At 51.8% G+C, this 17,297-nt stretch carries 16 protein-coding genes; 8 read left to right on the plus strand and 8 right to left on the minus strand.

Annotated elements, in window-relative coordinates; translation table 11 throughout:
• Positions 1-23: 23 nt before the first annotated feature.
• Together BLP47_RS08055 and BLP47_RS08060 are read right to left on the minus strand one after the other, a co-directional pair.
• The gene (locus BLP47_RS08055; protein WP_197672374.1) at positions 24-1,430 is read right to left on the minus strand and encodes an aspartate aminotransferase family protein; all 1,407 of its coding nucleotides are present in this window, start codon (positions 1,428-1,430) and stop codon (positions 24-26) included.
• Between the two features lie 86 nt (positions 1,431-1,516).
• On the minus strand, positions 1,517-2,011 hold the full coding sequence (locus BLP47_RS08060; RefSeq protein ID WP_091852588.1) for a DUF3817 domain-containing protein: 495 nt from the start codon (positions 2,009-2,011) through the stop codon (positions 1,517-1,519).
• 150 nt (positions 2,012-2,161) lie between these two features.
• Here BLP47_RS08060 and BLP47_RS08065 point away from each other — a divergent pair, with 150 nt between their 5' ends.
• The 4 genes from BLP47_RS08065 to BLP47_RS08080 all read left to right on the plus strand — a co-directional run bounded on the left by BLP47_RS08065 (position 2,162) and on the right by BLP47_RS08080 (position 5,408).
• Positions 2,162-2,938, plus strand: a complete 777-nt coding sequence (locus tag BLP47_RS08065) for an amino acid ABC transporter ATP-binding protein (protein ID WP_091853111.1) — start codon at positions 2,162-2,164, stop codon at positions 2,936-2,938.
• Between the two features lie 77 nt (positions 2,939-3,015).
• Positions 3,016-3,894 (plus strand): glutamate ABC transporter substrate-binding protein, encoded by an 879-nt coding sequence (locus tag BLP47_RS08070; RefSeq protein ID WP_091852591.1) that lies wholly within the window; start codon positions 3,016-3,018, stop codon positions 3,892-3,894.
• 42 nt (positions 3,895-3,936) lie between these two features.
• On the plus strand, positions 3,937-4,584 hold the full coding sequence (locus tag BLP47_RS08075; protein WP_091852594.1) for an amino acid ABC transporter permease: 648 nt from the start codon (positions 3,937-3,939) through the stop codon (positions 4,582-4,584).
• Positions 4,581-5,408: an amino acid ABC transporter permease gene (locus BLP47_RS08080; protein WP_091853114.1), complete on the plus strand. Its 828-nt coding sequence runs from the start codon at positions 4,581-4,583 to the stop codon at positions 5,406-5,408. The genes BLP47_RS08075 and BLP47_RS08080 overlap by 4 nt, the downstream gene beginning before the upstream one ends.
• Positions 5,409-5,413: 5 nt before the next feature.
• On the opposite strand, the gene BLP47_RS08085 is transcribed toward BLP47_RS08080, so the two are convergent.
• The 3 genes from BLP47_RS08085 to BLP47_RS08095 are packed head-to-tail and all read right to left on the minus strand — an operon-like array spanning position 5,414 to position 9,949.
• On the minus strand, positions 5,414-6,505 hold the full coding sequence (locus BLP47_RS08085) for an acetate/propionate family kinase (protein WP_091852597.1): 1,092 nt from the start codon (positions 6,503-6,505) through the stop codon (positions 5,414-5,416).
• Positions 6,502-8,604, minus strand: coding sequence for a phosphate acetyltransferase (gene pta, locus BLP47_RS08090; RefSeq protein ID WP_091852600.1), 2,103 nt, complete (start codon positions 8,602-8,604; stop codon positions 6,502-6,504). The genes BLP47_RS08085 and pta overlap by 4 nt, the downstream gene beginning before the upstream one ends.
• Positions 8,605-8,656: 52 nt before the next feature.
• Positions 8,657-9,949 carry a D-alanyl-D-alanine carboxypeptidase/D-alanyl-D-alanine-endopeptidase gene (locus BLP47_RS08095; protein ID WP_091852604.1) on the minus strand — a complete coding sequence of 431 codons (1,293 nt, stop codon included), beginning with the start codon at positions 9,947-9,949 and terminating at the stop codon, positions 8,657-8,659.
• A gap of 160 nt (positions 9,950-10,109) precedes the next feature.
• On the opposite strand from BLP47_RS08095, the gene gndA reads away from it, so the two are divergent.
• From gndA to BLP47_RS08115, 4 genes are all read left to right on the plus strand, one after another.
• Positions 10,110-11,558 carry an NADP-dependent phosphogluconate dehydrogenase gene (gene gndA, locus BLP47_RS08100; protein ID WP_091852607.1) on the plus strand — a complete coding sequence of 483 codons (1,449 nt, stop codon included), beginning with the start codon at positions 10,110-10,112 and terminating at the stop codon, positions 11,556-11,558.
• 180 nt (positions 11,559-11,738) lie between these two features.
• Entirely contained in the window at positions 11,739-11,939 is a 201-nt protein-coding gene (locus tag BLP47_RS08105) for a helix-turn-helix domain-containing protein (RefSeq protein WP_091852610.1), read from the plus strand.
• A complete protein-coding gene (locus BLP47_RS08110) occupies positions 11,932-13,119 on the plus strand; it encodes a type II toxin-antitoxin system HipA family toxin (RefSeq protein WP_091852613.1) in 1,188 nt (395 codons plus the stop codon). Before BLP47_RS08105 ends, BLP47_RS08110 begins: the two co-directional genes overlap by 8 nt.
• A gap of 78 nt (positions 13,120-13,197) precedes the next feature.
• Complete coding sequence (locus tag BLP47_RS08115; RefSeq protein ID WP_091852616.1) at positions 13,198-14,118, plus strand: DMT family transporter; 921 nt, start codon at positions 13,198-13,200, stop codon at positions 14,116-14,118.
• Here BLP47_RS08115 and BLP47_RS08120 read toward each other — a convergent pair.
• From BLP47_RS08120 to BLP47_RS08130, 3 genes are read right to left on the minus strand one after another with little or no spacing between them, the layout of a single operon-like run.
• Positions 14,108-15,376: an MFS transporter gene (locus BLP47_RS08120; protein ID WP_091852620.1), complete on the minus strand. Its 1,269-nt coding sequence runs from the start codon at positions 15,374-15,376 to the stop codon at positions 14,108-14,110. The two genes, BLP47_RS08115 and BLP47_RS08120, sit on opposite strands and share 11 nt — an antisense overlap.
• 1 nt (position 15,377) lies before the next feature.
• Positions 15,378-16,574, minus strand: a complete 1,197-nt coding sequence (locus BLP47_RS08125) for a Dyp-type peroxidase (RefSeq protein ID WP_091852623.1) — start codon at positions 16,572-16,574, stop codon at positions 15,378-15,380.
• Position 16,575: 1 nt separating this feature from the next.
• The gene (locus BLP47_RS08130) at positions 16,576-17,100 is read right to left on the minus strand and encodes a copper chaperone PCu(A)C (protein WP_091852626.1); all 525 of its coding nucleotides are present in this window, start codon (positions 17,098-17,100) and stop codon (positions 16,576-16,578) included.
• Between the last annotated feature and the right edge of the window lie 197 nt (positions 17,101-17,297).

Raw genomic sequence — 17,297 nt, forward strand, 5'->3', positions numbered from 1 at the left:
AGGCAACTGCAAATTATTGTTAGCTAAGCGCGAAGTGCCTTGGCCATTTCCCTGGTTGCCGCAACCAACTTATTCATATCTTTTTGGGTGTGAGCCAAAGAGACCAACCACTGCTCGTCCAGCCCCGGAGGGGTCAGGACGCCGCGGTTCACTCCCCAAAGCCAGGAAAGTTCTGCGACCTCGAAGTCGGTGGCCTTGAAATCGCGGTAATTTCTAACCGGTTCCGGGGACCAAATCACCGCGCCCTTGAGGCCTAAAGCGATGGTGTGGGCTGGGAGCTCAAATTCGGCGATGATTTCATCAAGCTGCCTAATGGTTTCGTAGTTGATTGCCTCAGCATCACCAAGTGCTTTCGGTGTGCAGATTTCGTCTACGGCTTTCATCGCCGCAGACACCAATGGATTCCCGTTATAGGTTCCAAAGTGGGCCATTCGCCCATCTGTGACGGCGTCCATGTATTTTTTAGTGCCGCCAAATACAGCCACTGGGAACCCGCCGCCAATGCTCTTAGCAAGAGTAACTAGATCCGGCTTCACCCCAGTTCGACCGGCTACTCCAGCAATTCCCGCCGTGAGGCCCGATTTCACTTCGTCGAATATTAAAGCAATCTCGTACTTATCGCACAGATCTCGAACCCCCTCGAGGTAGCCCTGATCGGGCAGGATTATGGAAAGATTCTCCATCACCGGCTCCATCATGAAGCAGGCGATGGTTTTGCCATGATCCATCATGATCTGCTCTAGATAAGCCAAGTCGTTATAAGGAACCACGTAGACATCGCCGGCTACCACCTCAAATGGCACGTGAGGAGTTGGGGCATTGGCTTCGCCAATCTGCTCTAGCGCTGGCTTCACCGAAACTTGCAGCGGATCGTAACCGCCGTGATAACCACCCTCAAGCTTGATGACACCCTTTTTTAGAGTCACCGCACGGGCTGTCCTGATGGCATACATGGTGGACTCGGTGCCAGAGTTGGTGAAACGCAGCATATCTAGGCCGAAGCGCTTTTTGAAGCGTTCGGCCACATCGGTTGCAGTTGGGGAAGGGGTGACAAAAAGCGTGCCAGTTTTGCGCAGCGCCTTTTTGACGGCACGCACCACCACCGGGTTCAAGTGGCCCACCATCATCGCCCCGAAGCCCATCGACAAATCTAGGAACTTGCGGCCGTCAACGTCTTTTAGGTAAGCACCTTTGGCGGAGACGATGGAGATTGGGTATGGGTCCCAGTGTTGAAAACTGGATGTCACTCCAAGAGGCAGCGACTTGGATGCCACAATGTTTTCTGCCGCAGACTTTGGGGAGCTTGCGCTAAAGCGCTCCCACTCTTGATCAAGAAGCTTTTTAATTCGATCCCGGTCAATGGGTTTGTGGTGCTTTGGAAGATGTCTAAGACCTGCTGGATCGTTTGTTGTGGCTATTTTGATAGTCAATTGGAGTGCTCCTTCGCGCTCTAATTGTCACCTAAAGGGCTCTAATTAGCCAATCTAGCCTCAGCGAGTCTTGCGAAGCCCAGAAACTAGTCAGCGAACCTTTCGCCCCATTCGGTGGGCGAGCCGAGCCACAACAGGGTCAAAAAGATGATGCTCACCACAACTGCCATTGCGAGAATCAGCAAGAATGGCCGGCCAATAAACCAGCGAAATAAGGAATCAAACCAGCCTTCATCTTTTGGATCATCGGATTTAGATGTGCGCCATTCGCCCTCAAGCAGTTTCTTTTTCGCCAGACTTCGCTCAAATGGCAGGGTGGCAAAAGGAACAATCGCAAGAGCAACTGCGCTGATGGTTCTAGAGGTCTTCCAGCGCTGATTCACCCCGACCAAAGCGGCAATAACGCCGTAACTCAAGAACATCGCGCCGTGAATTGAACCCCCGATAGTAACCACTATCGGATCCACACCCACAGCACGAAAAATCAGGCCGGTAATCAAGATGGCCCAGGTAATGACCTCGCCGGTGGCGACAAACGTGAATAGCGGTTTAGGCGCGAACCTTGAAATTGTTTCACTCATTATCAAAATCTTAGTAATCGATCCTTGGAATTTTCCTGAACGAAGATTCTGGGAAATTGGGTCTTAGACCAGGGGTCACATTGCGGTAACTATTGGGGTCGATTTTCTAGCGGGTCTATTAAGTGGACTAGATTCAAAAATGTGACCCCAATGCTGCCAAACACGACATCCATCACTCAAGTTGAGGTTGGAGAACCGCTAGTTGAAATAAAAAACGTGGATAAATTCTTCGGCGAGCTTCATGTCCTCAAGGATATCAACGTCACAATCAAGCGCGGTGAAGTGGTAGTGGTGATCGGTCCTTCGGGATCTGGAAAATCAACCCTCTGCCGAGCTATCAACCGATTGGAAACTATCGATTCCGGCACCATCACCATTGACGGCGAGTTGCTGCCGCAAGAAGGCAAGGAGTTGGCGGCACTCAGAGCCAAGGTCGGAATGGTCTTTCAGTCCTTTAATCTCTTCGCCCATAAGACAGTTTTGGAAAACGTCACCCTCGCTCCGACCAAGGTAAAAAAGATGTCCAAGGCCGATGCCAAGGAGCGAGCCTTGGCATTGCTGGAAAGAGTTGGGGTCAAAGACCAGGCGGATAAGCAACCGGCCCAGCTCTCCGGCGGCCAACAACAAAGAGTCGCCATCGCAAGATCCCTAGCGATGAGTCCAAAACTTCTTTTACTCGATGAACCAACCAGCGCCCTAGACCCGGAGATGATCAACGAGGTACTCGATGTCATGGTCAAGCTAAGCGATGAGGGAATGACCATGGTTGTAGTCACCCACGAAATGGGCTTTGCCAAAAAAGCCGCCGATCGAGTTTTGTTTATGGACCAGGGCGAAATAGTCGAAGAGGCGACTCCCGAAGAGTTTTTCACCAATCCAAAAACCGATCGAGCCAAAGACTTCCTCTCGAAGATTCTGAACCACTAGAGAGACATTTCCCCCACCCGGGGAAACGAATAAGTGACTCGTAACCTCGGGTCACACGACACAAGGAAAGAGAGAAAATGAAGCGTTCAGCAAAGTTTTCACTATTAGCAACATTTGGTGTTGCAGCACTAGTTCTATCCGGTTGTGCGGCTAGCACTCCGGCAGAAACAGCCTCGGCTCCTGAAGAAACCGCAACCGAAGCTCCGATGTTCGCAGCTGGCAGCACGATGGCCCGCCTGGCTGCTGCCGGAGAAGTCACCATCGGCACCAAGTTCGACCAGCCACTATTTGGACTAGTAGCACCAGATGGAATCCCGGTTGGGTTCGATGTTGAAATCGCAAAGATGATCGCGGCCGAGCTGGGTATCTCCGAGGGGAACATCAACTGGGTTGAGACCGTTTCTGCAAACCGCGAGCCATTCATTGAATCCGGCCAGGTTGACTTTGTGGTTGCCACCTACACCATCAACGATAAGCGCAAAGAGATCATCTCCTTCGCTGGTCCTTATTTCCTAGCCGGTCAGTCGATCTTGGTTTTGGCAGATAACGACACAATTAAATCCGAAGCAGACCTAGTTGGTCAGCCAGTTTGTTCTGTAACCGGGTCTACTCCTGCTGCGAAGCTTGAGGAGCTGGGTGCTGTCACTTTCCTAACTGACACCTACAGCAACTGCTTGGAGCCACTGCGCACCGGAGCCGTTGTTGCAGTTTCTACGGACAACGTGATTCTTGCCGGTCTTGCGTTCCAGAACGAGGGCCAGTTCAAGATTGCGGGAGACGCATTTACTGATGAGCCATACGGCATCGGCGTTCTAAAAGACGACACCGAATTCCGCATGTGGATCAATGACGTGCTAGAGGCAAGCTACCAAGACGGTCGCTACCAAACAGCTTGGGACACCACCGCTGGAGTGCTATTGCCATTCCGCGCAGCCCCAATGCCGGACCGCTACTAATTACCAGCTCAAATAAGTAAGTAGAGCCAGAAGGGAGTTGGAGTGGAAGTCCTATTTGAGAATTTCGATCGTTACCTGGTCGGCTTCTGGATGACCCTCCAACTCCTTTTGGTTTCTGGTTTTTTTGCCCTAATTATTGGCACCCTAATTGCCATGCTTCGCATCTCCCCGCTTGGCTCGATGAGAGTGTTTGCCACCGCTTATACCGAGCTGGCTAGAAACACCCCGCTGACCCTGGTGCTTTTCTTTTGCGCCTTTTTGTTGCCCTATCTCGGCAGCGATTTCAGTTACCCCAACCTTGCAATCATCGGCCTAAGCTTCTACACCTCCCCCTTTGTGGCGGAGGCGCTGCGCTCTGGAATAAACGGAGTTGCGCTTGGACAGGCCGAGGCTGCCAGATCCCTGGGAATGCGCTTTTCGCAGACCCTGATCCAAATTGTCTTACCGCAGGCGTTTCGGATGGTCATTCCCCCGCTGATCAACGTATTTATTGCCCTAACAAAAAACACCTCGGTCGCAGGCGCATTCTTTGTGGTGGAGCTCTTCACAATCGGTAAAGAACTGGCTAACGCCAATGGCGATGCGGTTATCCCGGTCTTATTGGGAATCGCCCTTTTCTATCTAGCAATCACCATTCCCCTGGGCTTTGTTGCCTCGAGACTTGAAAAGAAGTGGGTGATGGTCAAGTGAGCAACAGTGTTTTATTTGACGCACCAGGGCCCAGGGCCAAGCGCCTCTCAAGAATCCTCTCCATTGGCTTTGGCGCGTTGGTAATTGGTGGGCTCGGCTATTTAATTTACCTTCTGGCCAGAGAGCGGGAGATTTTTAACGGAACCACTCAGCCGGGTCTTTTTGATTCCTCGCGCTGGGATATTTTCGAAGATCCAGCACTTTGGGGATTCATCGGCCAGGGTGTGATCAATACCCTTACCGCCGCGGGAATAGCCGCTGTCTTAGCCATTATTTTCGGTGTCGTAATGGCGCTATTGCGAACCAGCAACAGAGTTTGGATTCGAATCCCAACCTCGGCCCTTCTGGAATTACTCCGAGGTATGCCGGTGCTTTTGATGATGCTTTTTATATTGCTTTCATTTTCAACTGGGGCCCTGTGGGCAGTCGTAATAGCGCTGACCCTCTACAACGGTGCGATCATCGGTGAAGCCTTGAGGGCTGGCCTGACCGCTCTACCAAAAGGGCAAGACGAGGCTGGGCTCAGCCTCGGAATGACCCGCATGCAGTCAATGTTTTTGATTCAGTTCCCACAGGCATTTAGGCAGATGCTGCCGGTAATCGTGGCCCAGCTAGTGGTGTTACTGAAAGACACCTCGCTTGGATTCATCGTTGGATACCCCGAGCTGCTTCGCTCAACCATGAACAACCTCTCGAGCTTTTTTGGCAGTCGCTATACCTTTTCATTCTTTATGGTCACCCTCGCCATCTATTTAGCAATGAATATCAGCCTGTCGATCTTTGCAAGATACGTAGCCAAAAAAACCAGCAGTGTTCAGAGCTAGCGGAACTAAATAAAACTCTGAGCCTGAAGTGCTATCTCAAGCTCTTCATTTGTCGGCACGATCAAAATTTGAGTCCCGGAGTCTGAAATACTCCTAACCTGGCTACTGCGAAACTCATTCAAATCTTTGTCGCAATTGAAACCGAGATGCTCCAAACCGGCCAATACTTGGGCCCGCATCCCGCTGGAATTTTCCCCGACACCGGCTGTGAACACCAGTGCATCAATCGGGCCAATCTCCGCCAAATATGCTCCGATGTAGTGCTTGATTCTTTGGGAGTAAACCGCAAGCGCTTCGATGGCAACTTGGTCGCCATTAGACGCTCGGGACTCAACATCGCGAAGATCCGATTCCCCCGTCATCCCCAGAAGCCCGGCATTTTTATTGAGACTCTGGTCAATCTCGTTAGTGCTCATTCCGGCAACACGCTCGAGGTAAGGAATGATTGCGGGGTCTATGTCTCCCGAGCGTGAGCCCATCACCAAGCCCTGCAGTGGGGTTAATCCCATCGAGGTATCGAAGGACTTGCCATTTTTCACTGCACAAACCGAAGCGCCGCTGCCTAGGTGCAAAATAATGGCGCTTAGCTTGCTTGAATCTATCCCGATGAACTCCGCGGCCTTTTTGGAGACGTAGGAGTAACTGGTTCCGTGAAAGCCATATCTTCTGATTCCAAATTCTTTTTCTAACTGAGCATCAATCGCATACCTATAAGAACTCGCCGGCATGGATTGGTGAAAGGCGGTATCAAAAACTGCAACCTGCGGCAAGTCCGCGAACACCTTCATTGCTCCCCTAATACCGGCTGCGTTGCCCGGGTTATGAAGCGGCGCTAAAGCACTCAGGTTCTCAATCTCAGACATCACTTCCTCGTTGATTAAAGTCGGAGCTGAGAACAACGAACCACCGTGAACCACCCGATGCCCAACCGCAAGCGGTCTCGGACCAGAGAGCTGGGCAAGCATCTGCCCGAAGGCTGCCGCATGATCGGTGACTCGCTCAATTAAGCCGGAGTCTAAAGCGACCGAAGAATCAACATCAATCAGCTGATACTTCAAGGAACTGGAGCCCGAATTGATGACCAGAATCGGCCTCACTGCTGGCCCGCCTGAATCGCAGTGATTGCGATGGTGTTTACGATATCGGCTACCAGTGCTCCGCGAGATAAGTCATTCACCGGCATATTCAAGCCCTGCAGGATGGGCCCGATAGCAACGGCCCCAGAGGTTCGCTGCACTGCTTTATAGGTGTTGTTCCCAGTATTCAAATCCGGAAAAACAAAGACTGTGGCGTGGCCGGCGACTGTTGACTCGGGAAGCTTAGCCTTGGCCACCGCAACATCGACCGCGGCATCGTATTGAATCGGGCCCTCAACCGATAAACCGGGTTCGCGCTCCCGGACCAACCTGGTTGCCTCCCGCACCCGATCAACATCCGCCCCGAAACCAGATGCGCCGGTTGAGTAAGAGAGCATCGCGACATGGGGCTCGATAGCAAAGTTCCTCGCAGTCTTGGCCGAGGAGATTGCGATGTCGGCTAGCTGCTCAGCCGTAGGCTCCGGAATCACAGCGCAGTCCCCATAGACCAAGACGCGGTCCTCCAGGGCCATCAAAAACACCGAGGAAACAACTGAGACACCGGGCTTGGTTTTGATGAACTCAAAGGCCGGGGTGATGGTGTGGGCTGTTGTGTGGGCTGCTCCCGAGACCATGCCATCGGCGACTCCGAGTTTTACCAACATGGTGCCAAAATATGAGACATCCAGCATTTTTTCGGTGGCCTGCAGCGCAGTCACGCCTTTGTGGCTCCTGAGTTTGACATATTCGGCCACGCAAGCAGCTAGATGATTTGAGGTTTTAGGATTGATGACCTCGGCTGCTGAGAGATCTAGGTCTAGCTCATGAGCTCTAGCACGGATGCTCGACTCCTCCCCAAGAAGAATTAGGCTGGCGATTTGTTTCTTGATGATTTGATCAGCGGCCTGCAAAATCCGGTCTTCATTCCCCTCCGGCAAGACAATTCGCTTTTTCGCCTCTCGAGCCCTTTGGGCCAGGGAGTATTCAAACGCGAGAGGTGTTATGGCGCTAGATTCCAGGCCCTCAAGTCGCTCGGTCAGTAAATCAGTGTCCAAATGGTCAACAACCAACTTTCTGGCCAAGACCAACTTCTCGGGGTCCAAAGCGGTGACCCGGCCGCGTGCGGCGGATATCTTCATGGTGGTGTCGAAACTTCGGCCATCGGTGGTGATAACCGGCAGGGTTGGGGTGAGGCCGGCTATCAATTCACTAATCAGCCTCGGGAGCTCAAAGCCACCATTCAGCACGATGCCAGCAAGCTGAGGGAAATTCTTTGAGCTATCCGCCATCAGAAGCGCGAGCAGGACATCGGTTCGATCGGCCGGCACCACCACCACCGCAGACTCTGATACTCGCTCCAGGACGTGCTCGGGAGTCATTGCTGCAACAACTAAATCAAGAGCTTCAGTTCGCAGCCTGGCTTCCGACCCGAAAAGTAGCTTCCCAGAAACAGCCTCCAGGATTTGCTCCATTCTTGGTGCAGACAGAAGTTGCTCTTCCGGAATAACCCAGATTGGAACCTCTTTAGGAAGCGCATTACCCAAGGCTTCTTTGATGGATTCGAGGCGTTCAGGGTCTGCCCTATTCACCACTGCGGCCAAGATGGTGGTGTGGGCTTCTTTGACCTCTTGCATCGCGAGCTCGGCCATCGACATCAAATCCTGCGAACTTCTGGGTTTAGCCTGGCCAAGGTGCTCGGAGGTGGAATGAATCTCGCGGCCATTGAAGACCAAAATCAAAGGTGCACCGAGGTTGGTGGCAACCCTGGAATTAAAAGAAAACTCTGCGGGAGAAAAAACGTCGGTGTAGTCGGAACCTAAAATCACCACGGCATCGCATTTGTCTTCTAGAGCCTTAAAGCGGTCAAGAATCAGGCTGATGGCTTTTTCCGGAGTTTGATGCATCTCTTTATAGCTGACCCCAACCGATTCACTTATCGGAAATTCGGTGTTTGTGCTTTCCAGTAAAAGCTCTAAAACAGAGTCGTGTTCGGTCGGAGCGATGGCACGAAAAACACCAACCTTCTTATATTTTTTTGTCAGTGCCTCCAGGACCCCGAGGGCGACCACGGATTTGGCAGTGTGACCCTCTACCGAGGCGACATATACGCTACGAGCCATACCTAAAGGGTATCTTGATATCTATCGACCCAAGCGTGCCCCAGAAACATCCCTAGAGGCTCAGCTTGGCTCCGCACTGAAAGAGCCGGTAGACCAAGTTGTCCATTGCCAAGCGATTATTAAAGGTTGCCCTCGGCGAAAGATTGTAGACCGTGAAAATCAGCTCCGTGCCATCTCGTGCAGTCAGAAACCCAGCAAGCGAATAACCAGTTCTGATAAACCCGGTCTTGGCAGTTACCAAGCCCCTAGTGGCGGCCTTGGATCCAGTAGCGAAACGAGTTCTCAATGAACCTGATTTGCCTGAAACTGGCATGCCGGCCTCAATCACCGAGTAGTTATCGACACCTTTATTAATCAAAACCAAGAGGTCATTCACAAACTCGGCCGGCACTTTATTTAGTCTTGAAAGGCCGGAGGCATCGATTATTGAGAGCTTCGATACATCCAAGCCTCGAGCTTGAAACACCTGGGCATAGGTTTTGGTGAGAGACCCCATGCTGCCATCGAAACCCAGGGCCAAAGAAGCATTGCGGGCCATGGCTTCGGCCAATGAGTTATCAGAAACTCGAAGCATGTTTGAGATCCATTCGGACAGCGGTCTTGATTGCACCGAGGCGATTGCGATAGCCCCTTCTGGCAAGACCTCTTGAATCACCTTGGCCCCAACGGCAATATTTCTTTTATTCAGAGAGGCCAAAAACAGCTCTCCGGCTTGATCAACCGGCTTGGTGGTGCGCTTAGCCAGCCAGCGATTCGGATTCTGGGTGCTGGTGATTCGGCCGGCATCAATTTGCAGCGCTGAAACTGGGGCCATGTAGCCCTGGCTTAGACCCCTTCTATCCCAAGTCTCGTGATAGTCGGCATTGCCGCCATAAAGTGAATTGTCGATTGAAACTTCAGTAATTGCGACCCCGGAGAGCCTTGCCCAGCTGGCTATCTGCCTAGTTAGCGTGTCTAACTTGGGCGCCTTGGCGTAATAAGAGGTCACGTTCCCGGGCATCCGAGACAATGTGACATCTCCCGCTCCAACCAAATAAATCTTGCCCGGATTTTGCGGATCTGCATAAACACTCGTGGTTATCTGATGCTCGGGGCCCAGCACGTCGATGGCAACCGCGGCTGTTAGAAGTTTCATAACCGATGCGGTGCGCTCAGAATCAGTTTCATTGATGCCTAAAAGCTGCTGGCCAGTTTCTGCATTCAAGACCTCTAAATGGAGATCTTTGATGTTTTTAGAGGCCAGCTGTTTGGCCGCTGTGCAGCTCGCGGCGAATGCCGGGGTGGGAAATAATGCAGTGAGCCCGAGACCCAAAACCACCATAAAACCTAATATGCGCTTTTTCATAACCTGCTAAGGCTAATACCGGATACCCCACAATCAGTCGATTCGCGCTTGCAATAAACCAAGAGTTGCATTGCCGATGTGCGCTAACCTAAAAGAAATTCCGCTCAACGACGCGCGCTGAAGCATTCGAAGTTATGCATCGAACCCGCAAAGGAAATAAATGTCTGAAAAAGCAAACATCGGCGTAGTTGGTCTGGCAGTAATGGGATCTAACCTGGCAAGAAATTTGGCCTCCCGAGAGGGCAATCGCGTTGCGGTTTATAACCGTTCAAAAGAACGCACCGAACTTTTAGTAACTGAGCACCCCGAAGCGAACTTTATCCCCTCAAAATCAATCGATGAGTTTGTTGCATCACTTCAATCCCCAAGAACCGCAATCATCATGGTGCAGGCGGGTGCCGGCACCGATGCCGTCATTAGCCAATTGGCCGAAAGATTTGAGCCGGGCGACATAATCGTGGATGGCGGGAACGCCCTATTCACCGACACCATTCGCCGTGAGAATGAAGTTAGCGCCAAGGGCATCAACTTTGTTGGCGCAGGGATTTCAGGCGGTGAAGAAGGTGCCCTGAAAGGACCTTCAATAATGCCTGGCGGATCAAAAAAAGCCTATGAAACTCTCGGTCCAATCCTGGCCTCGATTGCTGCGGTTGTGGATGGCGAACCATGCGTCACTCACCTCGGCACCGATGGTGCCGGTCACTTTGTAAAGATGATCCACAATGGCATTGAGTATGCCGACATGCAACTAATCGCTGAGGCTTACGACGTCTTGCGGCAAGCGGGCAACTATTCGCCTTCAGAGATAGCAGATATCTTTTCGGAGTGGAATAAGGGCGAGCTCGAGAGCTTCCTTATTGAAATCACCGGCGAGGTCCTAAGGCAAGTCGATGAAAAAACTGGCAAGCCGCTGGTCGATGTTGTGCTTGACCAGGCCGGCTCCAAGGGAACTGGGGTCTGGACCGTTCAGACTGCACTGAATCTTGGCACCCCGGTCTCGGGCATCGCCGAAGCGGTGTTTGCCAGAAGCCTTTCATCTCAAGAGGCTCAGCGCCAAGGCGCCGGCCACCTTCCCTCAAAAACTCAAACGTGGACTATTGAAGACAGGGCAGCCTTTGTAGAGGATGTTCGCAAAGCGCTTTACGCCTCCAAGATCATCGCCTACGCCCAGGGCTTTGATGCAATTCGTGCCGGCGCAGCTGAATATAACTGGGACATTAATCTTGGCAATGTGGCAAAGATCTGGCGCGGCGGCTGCATTATTCGCGCCCAGTTCCTAAACCGTATTTCCGACGCCTATGCCAAGAACGAGAGCCTCTTGAGCTTGCTATTTGACGACTACTTCACAAAAGCGATTGACACCTCAATCGAATCCTGGCGCAAGGTTGTGGCTCACTCCTCATTGGCCGGCATCCCAAACCCAGCCTTCGCCTCGTCTCTTAGCTACTACGACGGCTTGCGTGCCAAGCGTCTTCCAGCCGCTCTGATTCAAGGACAGCGCGACTTCTTTGGCGCTCACACCTATAAGCGGGTTGACCTACCGGGCGTCTTTCACACCCTTTGGTCCGCTGATCGATCAGAGGTTGAGACGACTCCGTCTAGCCACTAACTAGCTCAAGCGCCTGACCTATTTCGGCAAGAAACTGCTGATTTTGCTGTTTACTGATTCGCTTCAGCCCCAGCAGTTAGTAATTCGGCAAAATATTGCCGAATTACTTGACTAAGCCCCGAGCTATCGCTATTTTTGTTCTAAATCAGAAGTAAATTGCAGATTTAGGAGAGTGCGCTCTTGAAGGTTTCCGAACTAATCCAGTCGAGGCGCAAAGATCTGGGCCTTACCCAAATTGAGCTGGCAGACCTGGCTGATGTCTCTACTCGCTCGCTATTTGAATTGGAGAATGGTAGTAATTCGATGAGCCTGAAGCGAGTGCTGAGGATTCTCGAAGCACTGGGGCTAAAGATTCGAATCGAAGTTGCCAAGAATGAGTAACTCGGAAGCATTGATCTACAAAAAGGGAATCCTGGCTGCCAGGTTCACCAGGACCAGTCAGGGGATCCGCTTTGAATATCAAAACGACTACCTAAACTCCCATATGCCGCCATTGGCAACGACCCTGCCGAGAAGCGCTGACGCTATCACCCTTCAAAACGGCGCAACTCCGGCATTTTTTGCCGGCCTGCTCCCGGAAGGACCCCGGTTGATCGCTATGAAGAATCGAATCAAGGCCTCACTAAATGATGACCTTAGCCTGCTCTTAGAAGTTGGGCAGGACTTAATTGGCGATGTCCAAGTCCTTCCCATTGGTGCGAATCCCGAGCTTGAAAGAGAGTCTCTCTCGCTAAATTTGAGTGATTCCGAATTTAGCTTCGGGAAGATTCGCCAAGATTATTTTGGATCCCGAGCCAGTGGGATTCCCGGAGTTCAAGACAAGGTCTCCAGCAAGATGATTAATGCTCCAGTGAGGTTCGCGAGCATCGATTACATTTTGAAGCTCAACCCTGCAACTGTTCCATTTGCCGTGGAGAATGAGAATTTCTTTTTGGGGCTCGCCAATAAATGCGGGGTCGAGACCTACAAGTTTAAATTACTAACCGATTCCAAAGGTGAGCACGCCCTGCGTCTCAAGAGGTTCGATCGAGTGAGTCTAAAGGGGGTCAAACACAGGTTGGCAGCCGAGGACGGTTCTCAGGCGTTGAATTTATATCCAGCGGAAAAATACAACCAAGATTTCCTAAGGGTTGCGAATAAGTTGATTTCACTCTGCCCTGCGGCAGCTGTGGCTGGCCTGAATTTGTTTAGGCAACTTGTCTTCTCCTGGCTTATCGGAAACGGTGACACGCACGCCAAAAACTATTCAATTTTGGAAACTCCAGCTGGGGAATGGCGGGTTTCACCCGCTTACGACTTACTGTGCACAAGGTATTACCAGGATAGAGAAATGGCACTACCAATAGGCGGCCTGGTCACTAATTGGTCCAGAAATCTATTGATTAAGACTGCGGCACAGCTTCTAGTTCCAGAAAAAGCAGCCCAAAAAGTCATTGATAAACAGCTAGGGATATTGGCCGACCTACCAAAAATGATAATCGACGGTGCCTTGCCTTTTCAGCGGCATGAGAACTACGAAGTGGCAAAGTTTCTAAAAAAACGAGCCGAGCGGCTTCTGTGAATTTTGAGCAGAAAGGCTCGGGCGTTACAAATTCACTTCAACGACAATGACTTGTTACTAAATCGGTAGGCTCGTGAAATGCGCTCACACTGGATCTGGCTTTTTATCCCAATGGCCCTGATTTGGGGTTCGAGCTTTCTGTTCACCGAGCTGTCACTGGAACTAACCACCTTTTTCGGAGTGGCATTCTGGCGCACCTTTTTGGGTGGAGTGGCCATGGCGCTACTTGGCTTATTGCTTCGCCAGCGCTTTCCCAGTAAGCCAGTGCAGTGGTTGCACCTTTGGGTCGCAGGATTACTAATGAGCGCAATTCCTTTTTCACTTTTCTCTTACGCTCAGCAGTCCACCACCAGCGTGTTGGCCGCCATAATTGGCGCCGCCACCCCGATGTTCACACTGCTGTCTATTTTGGTTATCTATAAAACTGAGAAAATCTCGATGCTGGCCATTGTGGGTCTCCTAGTTGGCCTGATTGGGGTTGCAGTAACCCTGGGGGTTTGGCAGGGCTTTGGGGACAATGAACCGCTTGCCATAATCGCGTTGGTCATGGCGGCCATGTCCTACGGCATTGGCGGTCCTTATATCCGCAAGCACGTCACCCCGATGGGCCTGCCTGCCACCACGACCGCAGCGGCTCAGGTATTGTCGGCGGCACTGACTCTGTTGCCGCTTTACCTAATGACCGGGCCTTTGTTTGTGGCAGCGCCAAGATTCGAAACCGTCGGGGCACTTTTGGCGCTCGGGGTATTGGGTTCTGGCTTTGCCTATCGGCTATTCCACGGTGTCGTGGCCCAAGCCGGAAGCGCCACCGCCGCAATTGTCACCTATACCAACCCTTTGATAGCGACCATTTGGGGTGTCTTGCTGCTTAGCGAAGACCTGCACTGGTATGAACCCGTTGGAGCAGTTCTGGTTATCCTTGGAGCTTTCTTGGCCCAACGAAAAGGTCGCAGGTTAAATCAAAAGGTCTCAGTAGTAACTAAGCGAGCTAACTCTTAGCTTCAGCCTTGTCCCTAAGGTCCGGCATCAGCCAGGGCTTAATTAGAGTAAAAATCACAATCAGAGCAAACGCGGAGAAGCTGGCCAACATAATCCCCATGTTCAAGGTGGTACTGGCGTCCAAACCTGCCGCAATAGCTCCAAAGATGCTGGCAGCGCCAAATGCGCTCATGCCAAGTAATGAAGAGGCGCTGCCTGCTTCGGTGCCGTGGTTATATAGCGCGAGAGTAGGAATCGATGTTCCGGCCGAGCCGAATAGGAAAAGCTGGGCTAAAAAGAGCAATTCTGCGACTAATAAGCCACTGCCCGCGGTGGTAATCATCAAACCACCAACCACCAGGCCAGCTATTGCATAAACCAGAAGCATCCATTGCGCCCTGAAGCGCTTCGCCATTATTCCACCGGATTGGAAGCCAAACCAAAGCGCAATTGCATTAACCGAAACCCAGAGACCAAAGCTTGCGGTGTCTAGGCCAAAGCTTTCCTGGTAAAGAATTGGCACCGTGTTCAGGTAGCCGAATATGCCAGCTAGCCCGCTGGCACCAAAGAACATCAAACCCACAAATACCGGATCTCTGAGCACCGAGCGATAGCCGCGCAGCATGCCCGTGATTGAGGGGCTGCGACGCTGAGCTACCGGCAAAGTCTCTACCAAAAAGCGCATTGAGAATATGCTCAGCGCGAGACCCACCAGCCCAAAGACCAAAAAGACGTTCTGCCAGGGGCCGACCCCGAGTAACTGCGCGCCCACAATTGGTCCCAGAATCGGTGAAAGTGCTTGAAACATAAAGATCCTGGAGAGCATTTGCTGCATCGCCTGGCCGCGAAATAGATCCCGAACAATTGCCCGACCGATGACATCGGCGGCGGCTCCAAAGAGCCCCATTAGAAATCTGAGAAATAGGAAAACCTCAAAGCTTGGCGCAATCATGACCAAAAGCGTGGCTCCTGCAAAACCCAGCATCGCGATAATCATCGGCAGTCTTCTGCCGAAAGCGTCGGTGAGTGGGCCAATCAAAATCTGACCGACTGCAATCCCGATGGTCACACCGACTATTGAGGACTGAATGGTTCCCTGCGGCAGGCCGAAGAAGTCTGCGACATAAGGGAAGGTCGGCAGGTGAGGGTCAATAGCGAATGGAATTAGGCTGAGCGAAAGCGCCAGAATACCGATGTAAATACCCATCATCCTGGGTGAAAGTTGACTTCCCGTGGAGATAACAGATTGAACCTTTGGAGTTCTAGGAGGTCTTGGCACCCTAAGAGAATAGCGCCTGCGCGATAACCTCAGCCTGAGTTACTCCAGCTGCGATTGCAAACTCGGCAGAACCAATTGGAATGGTCCACTCATTTAACAGATCCAGTTCATCAAGGCGCCTTTGAATTGGAACAAATTGCCCGTAGAGGTCCTTTATGTACGCATTCCACAACAGCCCCACATTCGGGCTTCCCTGCGAAGAAACCGGAGCCTCATAAGAAAAAGGCCGGCGGAATATTCGCTCGTTAGGTCTTGCTGGGGCAGCTCTTCTGATATGAGCAAACTCCGGAATCACAGTTAGGCCATTTGGATGCCTGGCTGCCAGATCCGGTGTATCAGACTCTATTGAACCGGTTAGCGGCGCGCCAGAACCGAGCTTTCTGCCGATGACCTCTTCTTTAGCGGGGGTGCCAAGTTGATCCCAAGTGTCTAGGTTCATGGCGATCCTGCGGAAAACCATCTGAGTGCCACCTTGTATCCAGGTGGGTCCATCATCAATCCAGACCACATCGTCAAAGTCGCTTGATCCCAGCGCAGGGTTCGCGGTTCCATCGACCTGACCCATCAGGTTTCGGTGCGTCACCCCAGATTTGAGCATGCCCGGCGTGTGGGTGAAGCCAGCCTGGCTGTATTTCACAGTTGCAAAGGGCATCGAGTCGCGAATCAGGCCACGGGTGCCGTGAGATAGCACGATTGGGTCATCGGCAGCGATGTGAATCAACACATCACCCGCCGAGAATTCTGGCTGGAGCTGATCCACTTTGAATCGGGGCAGTTCTTTAAAACCGACCGGCATCAATGACTCAAGACCGAGCTTTTGAAAAAGACTTGGACCGAAACCAACATAAGCCGAGAATCTGGCAGCCCCAATCGCCAACTCAGGGGCCGGGTCTGCCAAAACCGCTTGCCCCAAAGACAGCCTAAGAATGTCGTCGGTGAGCAAACCCATCCAGCGCAGCATCGATGCCTTGTCGACACCCGGTTTGATGTCAAAGGCAACCATGTTGGTGACGGCTTGCATATCTAGCTCGATGCCCATCTGGTGCTCACCGTAAAACTCGAGCGAGCGGGTGGCGGTTGCAGTTTCTTGAGCCTGAGTGCTAAAAAAGGAGCTGGCAGAGGCCCCACCGGCAACACCGAGTGCGGTGCCGGCAGCTGTCGCCGCGGTGCCGGTTAGAAAGCCTCTTCTTGAAACCAAGCTAGTTGCTCGTTTCCATATCGGTCATGTCCATGTCAGTTTTACCCATGTCAGTGCTGTGGTATTCCTCGTCGCCACCGACCGATGGCTTAGCGGTCATGCCATCAACAACCACATCTGCGTTGCCATCAAATTCAAAGGTGACGGTGATTTGGTCGCCGGCCAGTACATCCGAAACCAGATCCATAAGCATTAGGTGGTTTCCACCAGGCTCTAACAGGACGGTTTGACCGGCCGGGATTAAGAGCCCCCCATCAATCTTTTGCATCTTCATCTCACCGTCCATCATCATCATCTGGTGCACCTCAACAATGTTTGCCACCGAAGTTGTTCCGCCGATTAGTGTTATGTCCCGATCTGAGTTATTGGTGAGTGTTCCATAGACAGCACTCATACCACCGACCATCGACATTTCTGAGGATTTCACCCACAGCTCCCCTAGTTCCATGCCGTCCTCGCTGTCGCCAATCGGAGCGCAGCCTGCTAAAACCAACAGTGAGGCAATTAAAACAGCAATCTTGCGCATCCGAATCCAATCTTTGTGGGTGGGTACCGGCAGAATTTGTGTACCTTAAACATAAATTCTACGCTACGTAGAATGTCGCTTGTGCTCCACTTCGCAAAACTTATTGCGACACGCGGGTTAAAGCAGGTGTCTAAAGTTCAAGTAGTGGTTTAGTGTTCAAGAAATAACTAAATAAGAGAATTTTCTAGAGTTTTATC

It is taken from the genome of Candidatus Aquiluna sp. UB-MaderosW2red (assembly GCF_900100865.1).
GTDB lineage: Bacteria > Actinomycetota > Actinomycetes > Actinomycetales > Microbacteriaceae > Aquiluna.

Bases quoted from the DNA above. Each gene is read 5' to 3' on its own strand.
- BLP47_RS08065 (WP_091853111.1), top strand. From the start codon at position 2,162: ATGCTGCCAAACACGACATCCATCACTCAAGTTGAGGTTGGAGAACCG.
- pta (WP_091852600.1), bottom strand. From the start codon at position 8,604: ATGGCTCGTAGCGTATATGTCGCCTCGGTAGAGGGTCACACTGCCAAA.
- BLP47_RS08060 (WP_091852588.1), bottom strand. From the start codon at position 2,011: ATGAGTGAAACAATTTCAAGGTTCGCGCCTAAACCGCTATTCACGTTT.
- BLP47_RS08110 (WP_091852613.1), top strand. From the start codon at position 11,932: ATGAGTAACTCGGAAGCATTGATCTACAAAAAGGGAATCCTGGCTGCC.
- BLP47_RS08070 (WP_091852591.1), top strand. From the start codon at position 3,016: ATGAAGCGTTCAGCAAAGTTTTCACTATTAGCAACATTTGGTGTTGCA.
- BLP47_RS08130 (WP_091852626.1), bottom strand. From the start codon at position 17,100: ATGCGCAAGATTGCTGTTTTAATTGCCTCACTGTTGGTTTTAGCAGGC.
- gndA (WP_091852607.1), top strand. From the start codon at position 10,110: ATGTCTGAAAAAGCAAACATCGGCGTAGTTGGTCTGGCAGTAATGGGA.
- BLP47_RS08095 (WP_091852604.1), bottom strand. From the start codon at position 9,949: ATGAAAAAGCGCATATTAGGTTTTATGGTGGTTTTGGGTCTCGGGCTC.
- BLP47_RS08115 (WP_091852616.1), top strand. From the start codon at position 13,198: ATGCGCTCACACTGGATCTGGCTTTTTATCCCAATGGCCCTGATTTGG.